Here is a 14,464-nt window from a genome sequence, read left to right on the forward strand (position 1 = left end):
GTGTCCGAGGCAGAGATTCTTGAACGCATCCGCGCCATCTTCAAAGAGAACTTCGCGATCGAGCCGGAGCGCGTCACGCCCGACGCGCATCTCTTCGAAGACCTCGATCTCGATAGCATCGATGCCGTCGACCTCGCGATCAAGCTGCAGGAAATGACCGGCCGCCGCATCAAGCCGGAAGAATTCAAGTCGGTGCGCACGGTCGGCGATGTGATCGGCGCGGTCGAATCCCTGCTGGCGGCACAAGGCTGATGCCATCCGTGCGCTCGCGAATGCAAGCGGCGGCGAGCCAGCCCGCCGAGGCGTCGCCCGGCACTGAGCGCCACTGGGCCAAAACGGTGGTGCAAGTCCTGCTGAAACTCGCGTATCCCGCGTTGATTCTGTGTGCCTGGCGCTGGGACACGCCACGCTATGTCGGCTGCATGCTGTTTGCGATTCTGTGGCTGCAACGCTGGGCCGGCAGCGGTCCGGTCGCGACCTCGCTGCGCCGGCTCTCCTCGATCGACTGGGCCGTGGTCGGCTTGCTGAGCTGCGCCTCGGCGGCGATCGTGTTCACCAACAGCGAGCTGCTGTTGCGCCTCTATCCGTCGCTCGTCAATCTGGGCCTGTTGATTGCGTTCGGTGCGACGCTCGTGCGCGGGCCGTCGATGATCGAAAAATTCGCGCGGCTGGGCAATCCGGATCTGTCGCCGGGCGCGGTGCGCCATACGTGGCGCGTGACCCAGGTGTGGTGCGTATTCTTCGCGCTGAACGGCGCGTTCTCCGCTTATACGGCGCTCTACTGGAGCCGCGCGAGCTGGTCGCTCTATAACGGCGCGATCGCTTATGGGTTGATCGGCGTGCTGCTGGTGGCCGAGGTTATCTGGCGTTATCTGGTGGTGCTGCCGCGAGCCGCGCGTTCGGAGGCGGCATGATCGCGTTGCATGATCTGTTGTCGGCGGGCCATGAGGGCGCTGTCGTGAATGCGCCGGTATGCCGCGATGGCGCGACGGTGCTCGACCGCACAGCGTTTCGCGCCCGCGTCTCGGCGCTGGTCACGCTGATGCAAACGCAGGACGCGCACCGCTACGCGTTGTGTATCGACGATCCGTTCGATTTTGCCTGCACGCTGTTTGCATTGTTCGCGTGCGGCAAAGAGCCGGTGATTCCCGCCAATGCGACGCCGGGCTATCTCGCCGATCTGGCCGATGCCTACGACGCCGTGCTGACCGACGCCGACTTGCCGCACGGCGAGCGGGACACCGGCGTTCACGCCGCTGCCGCACCCACGCCAGGCGCTTCATACACGATCGATCCGCAAGCGCCGTTGACGCTCTACACCTCCGGCAGCAGCGGAACCCCCAAGCCGATCCGCAAGACTCTCGCGCAATTCAACGCAGAAGTGCACACGCTCGAAAAGCAATGGGGCGCGTTGTTCGGCGACGCGACGATGCTCGCGAGCGTGCCGCATCATCACATTTACGGCTTGCTGTTTCGCCTGTTGTGGCCGCTTGCAGCGGGCCGGGCGTTCGACCGCGCGATTAGCATCGAGCCTTTGCATCTGCAAAAACAGATCGAGCAATGCGGCGCGACGGCGGTCGTCTCTACGCCCGCGCAATTGTCGCGTTGGCCCGCGTTGCCGGGTTTTGCCGCGTTGACCCCCGCGCCGCGCGCATTCTTTTCTTCGGGCGGCCCGCTTGCCCTGGAAGCCGCGCAGGAATACGCCGCCGCTTATGGCGCGGCGCCGCTGGAAATCTACGGCAGTACGGAAACCGGTGGCATCGCGTGGCGCCGTCAGGATCAGACCGATGCCTGGCAGCCGGTCATCGGCACTGAAGTGCGCCGCGACGAAGACGGCGCGCTGAATGTCCGCTCGCCGCATCTCGATCACACCGGCTGGCATCGCACGGACGACAAGATCGCGTTCGACGCCGACGGCCGCTTCCGTCTGCAAGGCCGCCTCGATCGCGTGCTTAAGCTCGACGGCAAGCGTGTGTCGCTGCCGGAACTCGAAGCGCGTCTCGCGCTGCATCCGTATGTCGCGCAAGCGGCGATCGTGCCGCTGGAAGGCGCGTCGCGCGAGCGCGTCGGCGCCGTCGTGGCGTTGACCGAAGCCGGCTGCGAGGCATTGCGCGACGAAGGCCGCGTGCTACTCGCGAAAACCCTGCGCCGGCATCTCGCTGAATATTTCGACGTCGTGGTGCTGCCGCGCCATTGGCGTTTTCGCCTCACCTTGCCGTTCGATGCGCGCGGCAAACTACCAGTGGCGGCCGTCGCGGCGGCGTTCGAGCCGCGCGCGGACGGTGTGGAAGTGCTCGCCGAAGCGCGTAGTGCCGACACCTTGCACTACGAACTGCGCGTGCCGCCAACACTCGTCCATTTCGCCGGCCACTTTCCCGGCCTGCCGATCCTGCCTGGCGTCGTTCAGGTGCATTGGGCGATGCGTCTGGCGGCCGAACACGTGCCTGTCGTGCGCGAGCTGGTATCGGTCGACCGTCTCAAGTTCATGGCGCCGGTGCCGCCGGGCGCAGTGCTGAATCTCACGCTCGCCCACGACGCCGCGCGTGGCCGCGTGCAGTTCGCGTACCGGCTGAGCGGGCGTGAATGCGCATCGGGCGTGATCGTGTATCGGGAGCCTGCATGATGCGCTTCGCTCCTTGCATCGTCATTCCGATTTACAACCACAAGGACGCGATCGGCGCGACCGTTGCCCATCTCGCGGTGCACGGCTTGCCGATCTTTGTCGTCGACGACGGCAGCGATGAGGCGACCCAGCAGGTGCTCACCGCGCTCGCGCAACACTACGCAGGGCAGCTCACGCTGCTGCGTTTGCCGGTCAACGGTGGCAAGGGCGCTGCCGTGATGGCGGGACTGCGTGCCGCGCGCGCCGCAGGTTACACCCACGCATTGCAGATCGATGCCGACGGCCAGCACGACGCGACGGACGTGCCGCGTTTCATCGAAGCGGCGCTTGCCGAACCGGGCGCCGTGATTCTCGGCCGCCCGGTCTATGACGAAAGCGTGCCGAAATCGCGTCTCTACGGCCGCTATCTGACGCACGTGTGGGTGTGGATCGAAACGCTCTCGCTGACGATTCGCGATTCGATGTGTGGCTTCCGCCTCTATCCGCTTGCGCTGGCCTGCGAACTGATCGACAGCGTGCAACTGCCGACCCGCATGGACTTCGACATCGAAATTCTCGTGCGTCTGCATTGGCGGCGCGCCGCGTTCCGCTCGATTCCGACGCGTGTCACCTATGCAACCGATGGCGTCTCGCATTTCGACGTGCTGTGGGACAACGTGCGCATCAGCCGCAGTCATACGCGCCTCGTGTTCGGCATGCTGTGGCGCCTGCCGATGCTGCTCGCACACAAAGTGATGCCACGCCGCCCGGCGATCGCAAATGAGGCGATCAAGCAGGACGAACCGGGTAAGGCGAGCAACCTGAGCGAACCAGGTCGGCACGCGGAACCGCCCGAACAGAACCCGCAGGACTGGTGGCGAATCGCCGAACGCGGCAGCCATCTGGGCATGTCCTTGCTCGCGCTCAGTTGCAAAGTGTTTGGCCGCCGTTTCACCGCGCTCTGGCTGCATCCGATCGTCGCGTATTTTCTGCTGACGGGCCGCGCCGCGCGTGAGGCGTCGAGCAACTACTTCACGCGTCTTGGCGAGGCCGCGCCGCATGGCGATACGCCGCGTCCCGGCTGGCTGTCCGCCTATCGCCACATGCTGGCGTTCGCGCAATCAGGCTTCGACAAGCTCGCGGCATGGTCCGGCCGTGTCAATAACGCCGATGTCAAATTCGAAGACCCATCGGCATTCGAAGCACTGGTTGCAAGCGGCAAAGGTGCGCTCGTGATCGGCGCGCATCTCGGCAATCTGGAAATGACCCGCGCGCTCGCCGCACAAGGCGCCTACGCGAAAGTCACCGCCGTGGTCTACACCGAACACGCGCGGCGCTTCAATAGCGTGCTGGCGTCGGCGAATAGCCAGTTCGCGCGGCATCTGCTCGAAGTCAGCGATTTCGGGCCCGAGACCGCGATGATGATGCAGGAGCGCGTGGATGCGGGCGAGCTGCTGGTGATCGTCGGCGATCGCGTGCCGGCACACGAAGCGGGCCGCACGACCGAAGCGCAATTCCTTGGCTCGACCGCCCCGTTTGCACAGGGCCCCTACGTGCTGGCGCATGCATTGGGCTGCCCGGTCTATCTGTTCTTCTGTCTGAAAGAGCGCGACGGCTATCGTCTGTATTTCGAACCGTTCGCCGAGCGCATCGAGTTGCCGCGCCGCGAACGCGCACAGCATCTTGCCGCGTGGGCGCAGCGTTACGCCGCGCGCCTCGAACACTATTGCCGCAAGGCACCTTATCAATGGTTCAATTTCTTCGATTTCTGGGCCAGCCCCAAGCGAGGCACACATGGCCGAACATGATCTGATCGGGACGCCGGGCGTCAGCGCAAACGAGAACATGCGCGCCAACGCGGCGGCGGTGACGATCGGCGGCCGCAAGCTGACGATCGAAGAGGTCGTCGCCATTGCGCAGCATCGCGCGCCGGTTGCGTTGAGCGCCGATCCGGCGTGGCGCGCGCGCATTCAGCGCGGCGCGGATTTTCTGCGCCGGCATCTGGCGGCAGGCGCGACCGTGTACGGCGTCAACACCGGCTATGGCGACGCGTGCGTGGTCGACGTGCCGATGGAGCTCGTCGAAGCGTTGCCCTTGCAACTGACCCGTTACCACGGTTGCGGAATGGGCCAGCATCTCGACGACGCGCAAACGCTCGCCGTGATCGCCGCGCGGCTCAACTCGCTGGCGTACGGTTTCTCCGGCGTGCGCCCGGTGTTGCTCGAACGCCTTGCCGATCTGATCAATCATCGCGTGTTGCCGCGCATTCCGTCGGAAGGCTCAGTCGGCGCAAGCGGCGATCTGACGCCGCTCTCCTATGTGGCCGCCGCGCTTGCAGGCGAACGCGACGTGATGTTCGAAGGCACCCTGCGCGACGTGCGTGCGGTGTGGACCGAACTGGGTCACGAGCCACTGACGCTCGCGCCGAAAGAAGGCCTCGCGCTGATGAACGGCACCGCGGTGATGACGGGCCTCGCCTGTCTCGCGTTTGCGCGCGCCGATCATCTGACGCGTCTCACCGCACGTCTCACCGCGCTCTCCACTGTTGCGCTCGACGGCCGCGCCGCGCACTTCGACGCGATGCTGTTCGAAGTGAAACCGCACGCAGGCCAGGCCGAAGCCGCGGCATGGATTCGCGACGATCTGACCGGACGCGACGATACGCCGGGGCATCGTCTGCAGGACCGTTATTCGATTCGCTGTGCGCCGCACGTGATCGGCGTTGCGCGCGATGCCTTGTCGTGGGTGCGCCGCGACGTCGAGAACGAACTGAACAGCGCGAACGACAATCCGTTGATCGATCCCGACAACGAGCGCGTGCTCCATGGCGGCAACTTCTACGGCGGCCACATAGCGTTCGCGATGGACTCGCTGAAGGTCGCGGTCGCCAATCTCGCCGATCTGATGGACCGGCAGTTGGCGCTGCTGGTCGACGTGAATTTCAACAACGGCTTGCCGCGCAATCTGTCGGGTGCGGCTCCTGCGCGCGCCGCGATCAACCACGGCTTCAAGGCCGTGCAGATTTCGTCGTCAGCATGGACGGCCGAAGCGTTGAAGAACACGATGCCCGCGAGCGTGTTCTCGCGTTCGACCGAGGCGCACAATCAGGACAAGGTCAGCATGGGCACGATCGCCGCGCGCGACTGTTTGCGCGTGCTGGAGTTGACCGAACAGGTCGCTGCCGCGCATACGCTGGCGACGGTGCAGGCCGCGCGCCTGCGCTTGAAGATCGACAACACCACGCCGGTTCCCGCGCCGCTGCAAGCCTTCATCGATAGCGTGACGGCGCAGTCGCCGTTCGTCGACGAAGACCGTGCGCTGGAAAGCGACCTGCGTGCGCTGACCGCGCGCATCGCCGCCTGCGATCTGTTGCACGACTATCGCGGAGGCCCGAACGCATGACCGGCTCCCCTAAAGTGCTGACAGCGAGCGCGATGGTCGAAGTGCCGTTTCACGACGTCGACGCGATGAACGTGTGCTGGCACGGCCACTACCTGAAGTACTTCGAGATCGGCCGCGCGGCGCTCCTGCGCGCCTTCGACTATGACTACCGCGAGATGCAGGCCTCGGGTTACCTGTGGCCCATCGTCGAGGCGCATCTGAAGTATGTGCGTCCAGCCACCTACGGCCAGGCGCTCGAAGTGCGCACACAACTGCTCGAACACGAAAACCGCCTGAAAATAGGCTATGAAATCGTCGATTGCGCGTCCGGTACGCGATTGACGAAGGGCTATACGATCCAGGTCGCGGTCGATGCCGCGACGCAGGAATTGCAGTTCGTATCCCCGCCCGTCGTATTCGAAAAGCTGGAGCGTGTATGGGGACGATGAACTTGCGCGGGGCGGCGGCGAGCGGATTGCTCGCGCTAGGCACGCTGAGCGTATCGCTATCAAGCTTCGCAGTATGGCCGGCGATGGCGTCCGCGGCAGAATCCACGCAGTCCGCCGGTAACCCGGCGCTCGTCTCGCAGATCGCCTCTCATCTCGCACAGGCCAAGGGCGTGCGCGCGCAATTCACGCAAACGCAAACGCTCGCCGCGATGAAGCAGCCGCTCGTCAGCACGGGTTCGCTGTTGTTCTTCCGCGATCGTGGCGTGATCTGGCAGATCGACACACCGTACAAAGCCACCTACGTGATTACCGACGCGGGCGTCGCTGAAGTCGACGCCAACGGCCGGCGCGTGACGGCTCACAGTGCCCAGGGCACGCGTGGTGTGGCGCAGGTTTCGAAGATGATGCGCGCGATGCTCGGCGGCGATCTGTCGGCGCTGTACTCGCAATTCGACGTGCAGGCCGAAGGCAGCGCCGCGCAGTGGCGCATGCAACTCACGCCGAACCAGCCGCAGATCGCGCAGTCGATCAAGGGCTTGCAGATGAACGGCGGCGACTATCTCCAAAGCTTGCGCATCACGCTCGCTAACGGCGATGTCACCCGGCTCGATTTTGCGAAAAGTGCGGCGGTGACCGAGCCGACGCCGGCTGAGCGCAGTTTGCTCGGAGCGCCGTAATGCAGGTGCTGCAACAGCGGTCCGCGAAACAGGCGTGGGGCATGCGCGCCGCGTGGCTGCTGCTCGCGCTCGCTGCCGCGCTGTATTGCGGCTGGCGTTTCGCGGGACCGTCGCCGCTGCAGACCAATCTGCTGGCATTGCTGCCCGCTACCGAAGCGGATCCAGTCGCCGAAAAGGCGGTCGATACGCTGGCGAGCGCGCTGGGCGACCGCACCGTGTTCCTGGTCACCAGCAACGATGACGCGCATGCGAAAGCGGCAGCGAAACAACTCGGCGCATCGTTGCAGAAGAGCGGGGCGTTCGGCTCGGTGACGGCGGAGTTGCCGCCGTTCGATCTGTCGCAGATTGCTGCGTTGTATATGCCGTATCGGTTCGGGTTGCTGGCGCCTGTTGACCGCGCGGCGCTCGCGCAGAGCGATGCTGCAAACCCTACGCTGCCCGACACCCCGAAGGAAGTCCTCGTGGGGAATGGGGGAATGGGGCGTTTGAGGGAAGCACTCGCGCAGCGTATCTACAGCCCATTGCGCGGCGGCCTGACCACGCCGCTCGCCGACGATCCGTTCGGCTGGCTCGAACACTGGCTCGGCGCTTTGCCGCTCGCCACGTCGAATCTCGAACTCGAAGACAACATGCTGGTGTCGCATCGCGGCACCGCAACCAGCGTGCTGATTGTCGCGACGCTGCCGGGCTCGGCCTACGAATCGAAGACGCAGCGCGCCGTGCTCGCCGCGCTCGCGCAAAGCGAGCGTGCCTTAAAACAGGCGTTTCCCGACGTGTCGGTGGCGAGGACCGGTGCGGTGTTCTATGCGGAGTCGGCACGCAGCGCGTCGGAACACGAGGTGCACCTGATCGGCGTCGCGTCGCTGTGTGGGATTGCGTTGCTGATGATGTGGGTGTTCCGCTCGCCGCGTCTGTTGCTGCTCGGTTTCGTTTCGACGGCGCTCGGCATTGTTTGTGCGCTCGCGGTGACGATGCTCGTGTTCGGCCAATTGCATCTGCTGACGCTGGTGTTCGGCGCGAGCCTGATCGGCGAAGCGGTCGATTATTCGATTCAGTACTTCGTGGTCTATCTCGGCGCGGGGCGCGATTGGGATTCGCGCCGCGGCGCGCGTGCCGTCCGTCCGGCCCTGACGGTTGCGCTTGCCACCAGTCTGCTCGGCTACGCGATTCTCACGTGGGTGCCATTCCCCGCGCTCAAGCAGATTGCGTGCTTCGCGATTGCGGGCATTGTGACGGCGTATGCCTCCGTGCTGGGGTTGTTGCCCGCGCTGCTCACGCACCCGCCGAAGCGCAGCCCGCAGCGCGTGTTTGCCGGCGCGGCGCGTGTGCTGGCGGTCTGGCATCGCGCGATCGGCGGCAAGCGCGCGTGGTTCGTCGCGGCGCTGTTGCTGATCGTGGCGATTCCCGGCTGGTTGCGTCTGACGAGCGACGACGATATTCATCTGCTGATCCAGCGTGATCCTTCGCTGGTCGCGCAGGAAGACAAGGTGCGCGCGGCGGTGGGGGTCGATAACAGTGCGCAGTTCTTTGTGGTGCGCGGCGGGACGCCGGAAATCGTCTTGCAACGCGCCGAAGTGCTGGGCGCGAAGCTCGATGGGTTGAACGGTACTGCGAATAAGGTTGGCAGCTATCAATCGGTGGCGCAATTCGTGCCGTCTGCGAAACAGCAAAACGAAGACCGTGCGTTGCTCGCGCAGCGCGTATTTAACGACCCGACGGCGTTGCGCTCGACGCTGCTGCAGGCGGGCTTTAAAGACGAAGTCGCCGATGCCTGGCTCGCCACGTATGCGAAACCGCAGCCGCCGCTCACCGTCGACATGTGGCTCGCCACCCCGTGGTCGCAACCGTACAGGCACCTGTGGCTGGGCGAAGTCGATTCGGTTACCCGGGCGTATGCGGCAGTCGTCATTCCACAAGGCGTGACGCCGCAGAACGAACCCGCGTTGATCGCCATCGCGCGGGCGCTGCCCGGCGTGGTATTCGTCGACAAGGCGGCGAGCGTGTCGAAGCTGTTCGGTGCGTATCGGGTGGATAGCGGCTGGTGGCTCGGCGGTGCGCTCGCGCTCGTGCTCGTTCTGCTGATGCTGCGCTACCGCCTGCGCGGCGGCATCGCCGTCACGCTCCCCGTGTCGCTCGCGGTCGGCGTCACGCTCGCTGTGTTCGGCTACGTTCACGTGCCGCTCAATCTTTTCAACTGGCTCGCGCTGATGCTCGTGCTCGGCGTGGGCGCAAACTATGCGGTGTTTCTGCGCGAAGGCTGCTTGCGCGCGGACGCCGATCTCGGCGCGGTGTGGACCGGCGTGCTGCTGTCGGCGGCTACCACGCTGCTGTCGTTCGGCATGCTCGGTATGAGTGCAATGCCCGCGCTGAAGAGTTTCGGCGCTACGCTCGCGCTCGGCATTGCGGTTTCGGTGCTGCTCGCGCCGATCGGCATGCCATCGGAATCAGGGAGGGCCGCATGAAGGCGCCATCTGTTTATTTGCACGCGCTCGGCATGATCAATGCGCTCGGCGGCGACCTCGAGGCCATCGTCCCGGCGCTTGCCGCCGGTCACGCACCCGGTATGGCGAACGCCCATACGGGCATTGGCGAAGCATTTGTCGGCAGCGTGCTGACGCCGCTCGATCTGGCGCCGCCCGCCGGACTCGCACGGTACGACTGCCGCAATAACCGCTTGCTGCTGGCTGCGCTGATGCAGATCGCGCCTGCCGTCGACGCGGCGCGCGAACGTTACGGCGCGCATCGGATCGGCGTGGTGCTCGGCACCAGCACGTCGGGTATCGAAGCGGCCGAAGCCGCGTTCGTCTATCAGGCGCAAGCGGGCGACCTGCCCGCCAATTTCAATTACCGGCAGATGGAAATCGGTACCGCCGCGCCGTTTGCCGCCGCCGTGCTCGGCGTGCAGGGCCCGGCGTTTACGATCTCGACCGCTTGCACCTCGAGCGCGAAGGCTTTTGCGTCGGCGCGCCGGCTGCTGCAATTGCGACTGTGCGACGCGGTGGTGGTGGGCGGCGTCGATTCGCTGTGCGAGCTGACGGTGCAGGGTTTCGCCTCGCTCGAATCGACCAGCGGCGTGCGCACCAATCCGATGAGCCGCAATCGCTGCGGGATCAATGTCGGCGAAGGCGCCGCGGTGTTCCTGATGAGCCGCGAAGAGGCTGCCGTGCGACTCGCGGGCGTCGGCGAATCGAGCGACGCGCATCATATTTCCTCGCCGGATCCTCATGGAGTGGGCGGTGAACTTGCGTTACAGGCAGCGTTGGCCGATGCGGGCGTCGCATCGTCGGCAATCGGCTATGTGAATCTGCATGCCACCGCCACGCGCAAGAACGACGACATGGAAGCGAAGCTGATGGCGCGTGTCTTCCCCAACGGCGTGGCGACGAGCGGCACCAAGCCGCTGACAGGGCACCAGCTCGGCGCGGCGGGCGCGACCGAACTCGCCTTCGCATGGCTGACGCTGGCGCGCGCGCATGAGTCGCAACCCGTGCCGCTGCCGCGTCATCTGTGGGACGGGGAGGCCGATCCCGCTTTGCCGGTGCTGGACCTGGTCGAAAGTGAACGCTTTCTGCCGCGCGGCGCCGGAGCGCAGTACGTGATGAGCAATTCTTTTGCGTTCGGCGGCAGCAATGTCAGCCTGATCCTCGGATAGTGACGCGCGCGATGACCCAGACGCCCTCCATTCAGGATCTCGTCCTGCAACCGATCGAAGCGATCATCCCGCATCGCGGCACCATGCTGCTGATCGATGCCGTAAACACCTTCAGCGAAGAATCGCTGAGCGCGCGCGCCACCGTCCACGCCGACGCCTGGTATGCCGACGCCGACGGTGCGATGCCCGCATGGATCGGCATCGAGTTGATGGCGCAGGCCATCGCGGCGCACGTCGCGCTGCTGGCCATGCGCGGCGGCGGCCGGGCGCGTCCCGGCGTGTTGCTCGGCTCGCGCAGCTATCGGGCTTTGCAGGCGTCGTTCGCCGGCGGCGCCCAGTTGCTGATCCACGCAACAGAATTACTGCGCAGCGAAGAAGGCCACGGCGCCTACGAATGCACGATCCATCATGGCGACGTGTGTTGCGCCGAGGCCGTCATCAAGGTTTTTCAGCCGCGCGATTTTCAGTCATTCATTGAAGGGAGTTTCAATTCATGAGCCGGCGTGTTCTCGTTACCGGTGCAAGCCGCGGCATCGGCCGTGCGATTGCGTACAAGTTGGCCGCCGACGGCTTCGCGGTGTCCGTGCATTGCCGCACGGGCCGCACTGAAGCCGAAGCCGTCGCAACGGGCATCGCCGCGCAAGGCGGCACGGCGCGCGTGCTGCAATTCGATGTGCGCGAGCGCGCCGTGTGCCGAGACGTGCTCGAAGCGGATGTCGCGGCGCACGGCCCGTACTACGGCATCGTATGCAGCGCGGGGGTGACCCGTGACGGCGCATTTCCCGCGCTCACCGAAGAAGACTGGGACATCGTGATCGAGACCGGCCTCGACTCGTTCTACAACGTCGTCCATCCGTTGACCATGCCGATGGTGCGGGCGAAGCAGGGCGGGCGCATCGTGACCATCGCGTCGGTCTCCGGCGTGATGGGCAATCGCGGGCAGGTCAACTACAGCGCGGCGAAGGCCGGTCTGATCGGCGCGACCAAGGCGCTCGCCGTCGAACTGGCGACGCGCAACATCACCGTCAATTGTGTCGCGCCGGGTTTGATCGATACCGGCATGCTCGACGAGATGCCGCTCGAGCACGCATTGAAGACGGTGCCGATGAACCGCGTCGGCCAGCCTGCCGAAGTGGCGTCCGTGGTCAGCTTCCTGATGTCGGATGCAGCCTCGTATGTCACGCGTCAGGTGATCGGCGTCAACGGCGGGATGGTGTGATGAAGCGCGTCGTCATTACCGGCATGGGGGGCGTCACGGCGTTCGGCGACGACTGGGACGCCATCGAAGCGCGGCTGAGGAGCGGTGTGAACGCGGTGCGCCGGATGCCCGAGTGGGATTACTTCGAGTCGCTGCATACGCGGCTCGCGTGTCCGTTGCCGGGTTTCACGACGCCGGCGCATTATCCGCGCAAGAAAACCCGCTCGATGGGACCGGTGTCGATGTATTCGGTGCGCGCGAGCGAACTGGCGCTCGCCGATGCGGGTCTCGCCGACGACGTCAGCATCAAGGACGGCCGCATGGGCGTCGCCTACGGTTCGTCGTCGGGCTCGGTGCAGCCGATTCGCGCCTTCGGCACGATGCTTGAAACCGGCTCGATGAGCGACGTCACGTCGAACAGCTACGTGCAGATGATGCCGCATACCACGGCGGTCAACGTCAGCCTGTTCTGGGATCTGAAAGGGCGGATCATCCCGACCTCGTGCGCATGCGCCTCGGGCAGCCAGGCCATCGGCTACGCGTATGAAGCGATCCAGACCGGCAAGCAGACGCTGATGCTGGCGGGCGGCGCGGAAGAAATGTCGGGTCCGGCAGTCGCCGTGTTCGACACGCTGTACGCGACCAGCACGCGCAACGACGAGCCGCATCTCACGCCGCGTCCGTTCGACGCCGCGCGCGACGGTCTCGTGGTCGGCGAAGGCGCGGCCACGCTGGTGCTCGAAGAATACGAGCATGCGGTGGCGCGCGGTGCGCGGATTCACGCGGAGATCGTCGGCTTCGGCTGCAATTCGGATGGTGCGCACATGACCCAGCCGACCGCCGAAACCATGGCGCTCGCCATGCAGCTCGCTTTGAAAGACGCGCAATTGCCGCCCGAAGCGATCGCCTATGTGAATGCGCATGGCACCTCCACGGATCGTGGCGACATCGCCGAAAGCCATGCAACCGCACAGACTTTCGGCGCGCGCATGCCGATCAGTTCGCTCAAGAGCTATGTCGGGCATACGCTCGGCGCATGCGGTGCGCTGGAAGCGTGGTGGACCATCGAGATGATGAAGCGCAACTGGTATGCGCCGACCTTGAATCTGGAGAACGTCGATCCGGCCTGTGCGCCGCTCGATTACATCGTCGGCGCCGGACGCGAGATCGACGCCGAACACGTGATGAGCAATAACTTCGCGTTCGGCGGCATCAACACGTCGCTGATTTTCAGGCGCGTTCGATGAGCGTGCTGCTGCAACGCGTGGTCGTCACCGGCATGGGGATCGTGTCGTGTCTCGGCAATACGCTCGACGACGTGTCCGCCGCGTTGCGCGCGGGCCGCTCACGCATCGAACGGATCGACGCGTGGCGTGAGCGTGGTTTCGGCTCGCAGGTGGCGGGCGTTGCATCGGTCGCGCAGGAGCCGCCGTTCGAGCGCAAGCTCGAACGCTTCATGGGCGACACCGCGCGCTTTGCGTGCCACGCCGCACGCAAGGCGATCGACGACGCCGGGCTCGATCCTGCCGCATTGCGTTCGCCGCGCGCCGGCACGGTGATCGGTTCGGGCGTCGGCACGATGTCGAGTTACGACGTCTCCATGTCGATTGCGAATGCACGCGGCGTCGATAAAGTGCCGCCGTATACGGTGCCGCATGCGATGAGCAGTACCGCGTCGGCCAACGTCGCGCAGGTGTTCGGACTCGAGGGTGTGAGCTATTCGCCGTCGTCGGCCTGCACGACGTCGGCGCTCGCCATCGGGCAGGCGATGCAACTGATCCAGACCGGCCGCCAGCAGATCGTGCTGGCCGGCGGCAGCGAGTCGTTGCACGACAACATGACGCTGATGTTCGACGCGATGGGGGCGTTGTCGCGCGGTTTTAACGACACGCCGCAGCACGCTTCGCGTCCCTACGATACGGCGCGCGACGGTTTCGTGATTGCCTCGGGCGGCGGCGTGCTGGTGCTCGAAGCGCTCGATCACGCGTTGGCGCGTGGCGCCCGCATTTACGCCGAACTGACCGGCTTCGGCGACTGCACGGATCGCGCGGGTATGGTCACGCCGCATGCGGCCGGCATCGCACGGGCGATGCGCGGCGCGTTGGACGAAGCGGGCAGGCGCCCAGATTACGTCAACACACACGCACCGTCGACGCCGCTTGGCGACGTCGAAGAATTGCGCGCTTTGATCGACGTATTCGGCGGCGAGATCCCCGCGTTCTCGTCGACCAAGGGCATGACCGGGCATCCCCTCGGGGCATGCGGCGCGCACGAGGCGATCTACACGTTGCTGATGATGCGCGACGGTTTCATCGCGGGGACGGCGGGCATCGGGACGCCGGAGCCGGGCGTCGACGGCATGCCGCTCGTGCGCACGACGCGCGACGCACGCATCGGTTCGGCGATGTCGATTTCATTCGGGTTCGGCGGCAGTTGCGCAAGCCTGATGTTTGAAGGGTGGCAGGGCGGTTGAACTGGCCGCGATTTAAAAAACGAGGGCAATAA

General features: G+C 65.4%; 13 protein-coding genes. All 13 read left to right on the forward strand.

Annotated features, from left to right (window positions below; translation table 11 throughout):
* The 13 genes from PQQ95_RS16245 to PQQ95_RS16305 are packed head-to-tail and all read left to right on the forward strand — an operon-like array spanning position 1 to position 14,432.
* Positions 1–252, forward strand: coding sequence for an acyl carrier protein (locus PQQ95_RS16245; RefSeq protein WP_020069032.1), 252 nt, complete (start codon positions 1–3; stop codon positions 250–252).
* The gene (locus PQQ95_RS16250) at positions 252–914 is read left to right on the forward strand and encodes a COG4648 family protein (protein WP_408438395.1); all 663 of its coding nucleotides are present in this window, start codon (positions 252–254) and stop codon (positions 912–914) included. The genes PQQ95_RS16245 and PQQ95_RS16250 overlap by 1 nt, the downstream gene beginning before the upstream one ends.
* Positions 911–2,623, forward strand: a complete 1,713-nt coding sequence (locus tag PQQ95_RS16255) for an ApeI family dehydratase (RefSeq protein ID WP_408438396.1) — start codon at positions 911–913, stop codon at positions 2,621–2,623. Before PQQ95_RS16250 ends, PQQ95_RS16255 begins: the two co-directional genes overlap by 4 nt.
* Positions 2,623–4,410, forward strand: coding sequence for a glycosyltransferase family 2 protein (locus tag PQQ95_RS16260; RefSeq protein WP_408438457.1), 1,788 nt, complete (start codon positions 2,623–2,625; stop codon positions 4,408–4,410). The genes PQQ95_RS16255 and PQQ95_RS16260 overlap by 1 nt, the downstream gene beginning before the upstream one ends.
* Entirely contained in the window at positions 4,397–6,004 is a 1,608-nt protein-coding gene (locus PQQ95_RS16265; protein WP_408438397.1) for an HAL/PAL/TAL family ammonia-lyase, read from the forward strand. Before PQQ95_RS16260 ends, PQQ95_RS16265 begins: the two co-directional genes overlap by 14 nt.
* A complete protein-coding gene (locus PQQ95_RS16270) occupies positions 6,001–6,432 on the forward strand; it encodes an acyl-CoA thioesterase (RefSeq protein WP_408438398.1) in 432 nt (143 codons plus the stop codon). Before PQQ95_RS16265 ends, PQQ95_RS16270 begins: the two co-directional genes overlap by 4 nt.
* Complete coding sequence (locus PQQ95_RS16275) at positions 6,420–7,109, forward strand: LolA family protein (RefSeq protein WP_408438399.1); 690 nt, start codon at positions 6,420–6,422, stop codon at positions 7,107–7,109. Before PQQ95_RS16270 ends, PQQ95_RS16275 begins: the two co-directional genes overlap by 13 nt.
* Positions 7,109–9,571 carry an MMPL family transporter gene (locus PQQ95_RS16280; RefSeq protein WP_408438400.1) on the forward strand — a complete coding sequence of 821 codons (2,463 nt, stop codon included), beginning with the start codon at positions 7,109–7,111 and terminating at the stop codon, positions 9,569–9,571. Before PQQ95_RS16275 ends, PQQ95_RS16280 begins: the two co-directional genes overlap by 1 nt.
* Positions 9,568–10,761, forward strand: a complete 1,194-nt coding sequence (locus PQQ95_RS16285; RefSeq protein ID WP_408438401.1) for a beta-ketoacyl-[acyl-carrier-protein] synthase family protein — start codon at positions 9,568–9,570, stop codon at positions 10,759–10,761. Before PQQ95_RS16280 ends, PQQ95_RS16285 begins: the two co-directional genes overlap by 4 nt.
* 11 nt (positions 10,762–10,772) lie before the next feature.
* Positions 10,773–11,258, forward strand: coding sequence for a hotdog family protein (locus PQQ95_RS16290; protein ID WP_408438402.1), 486 nt, complete (start codon positions 10,773–10,775; stop codon positions 11,256–11,258).
* Positions 11,255–11,980, forward strand: a complete 726-nt coding sequence (locus PQQ95_RS16295; protein WP_408438403.1) for a 3-ketoacyl-ACP reductase FabG2 — start codon at positions 11,255–11,257, stop codon at positions 11,978–11,980. Before PQQ95_RS16290 ends, PQQ95_RS16295 begins: the two co-directional genes overlap by 4 nt.
* Complete coding sequence (locus PQQ95_RS16300) at positions 11,980–13,206, forward strand: beta-ketoacyl-ACP synthase (RefSeq protein ID WP_408438404.1); 1,227 nt, start codon at positions 11,980–11,982, stop codon at positions 13,204–13,206. The genes PQQ95_RS16295 and PQQ95_RS16300 overlap by 1 nt, the downstream gene beginning before the upstream one ends.
* The gene (locus tag PQQ95_RS16305; protein WP_408438405.1) at positions 13,203–14,432 is read left to right on the forward strand and encodes a beta-ketoacyl-[acyl-carrier-protein] synthase family protein; all 1,230 of its coding nucleotides are present in this window, start codon (positions 13,203–13,205) and stop codon (positions 14,430–14,432) included. The genes PQQ95_RS16300 and PQQ95_RS16305 overlap by 4 nt, the downstream gene beginning before the upstream one ends.
* Positions 14,433–14,464: the final 32 nt, after the last annotated feature.

The organism is Paraburkholderia caffeinilytica (assembly GCF_046030355.1).
Lineage (GTDB): Bacteria > Pseudomonadota > Gammaproteobacteria > Burkholderiales > Burkholderiaceae > Paraburkholderia > Paraburkholderia caffeinilytica_B.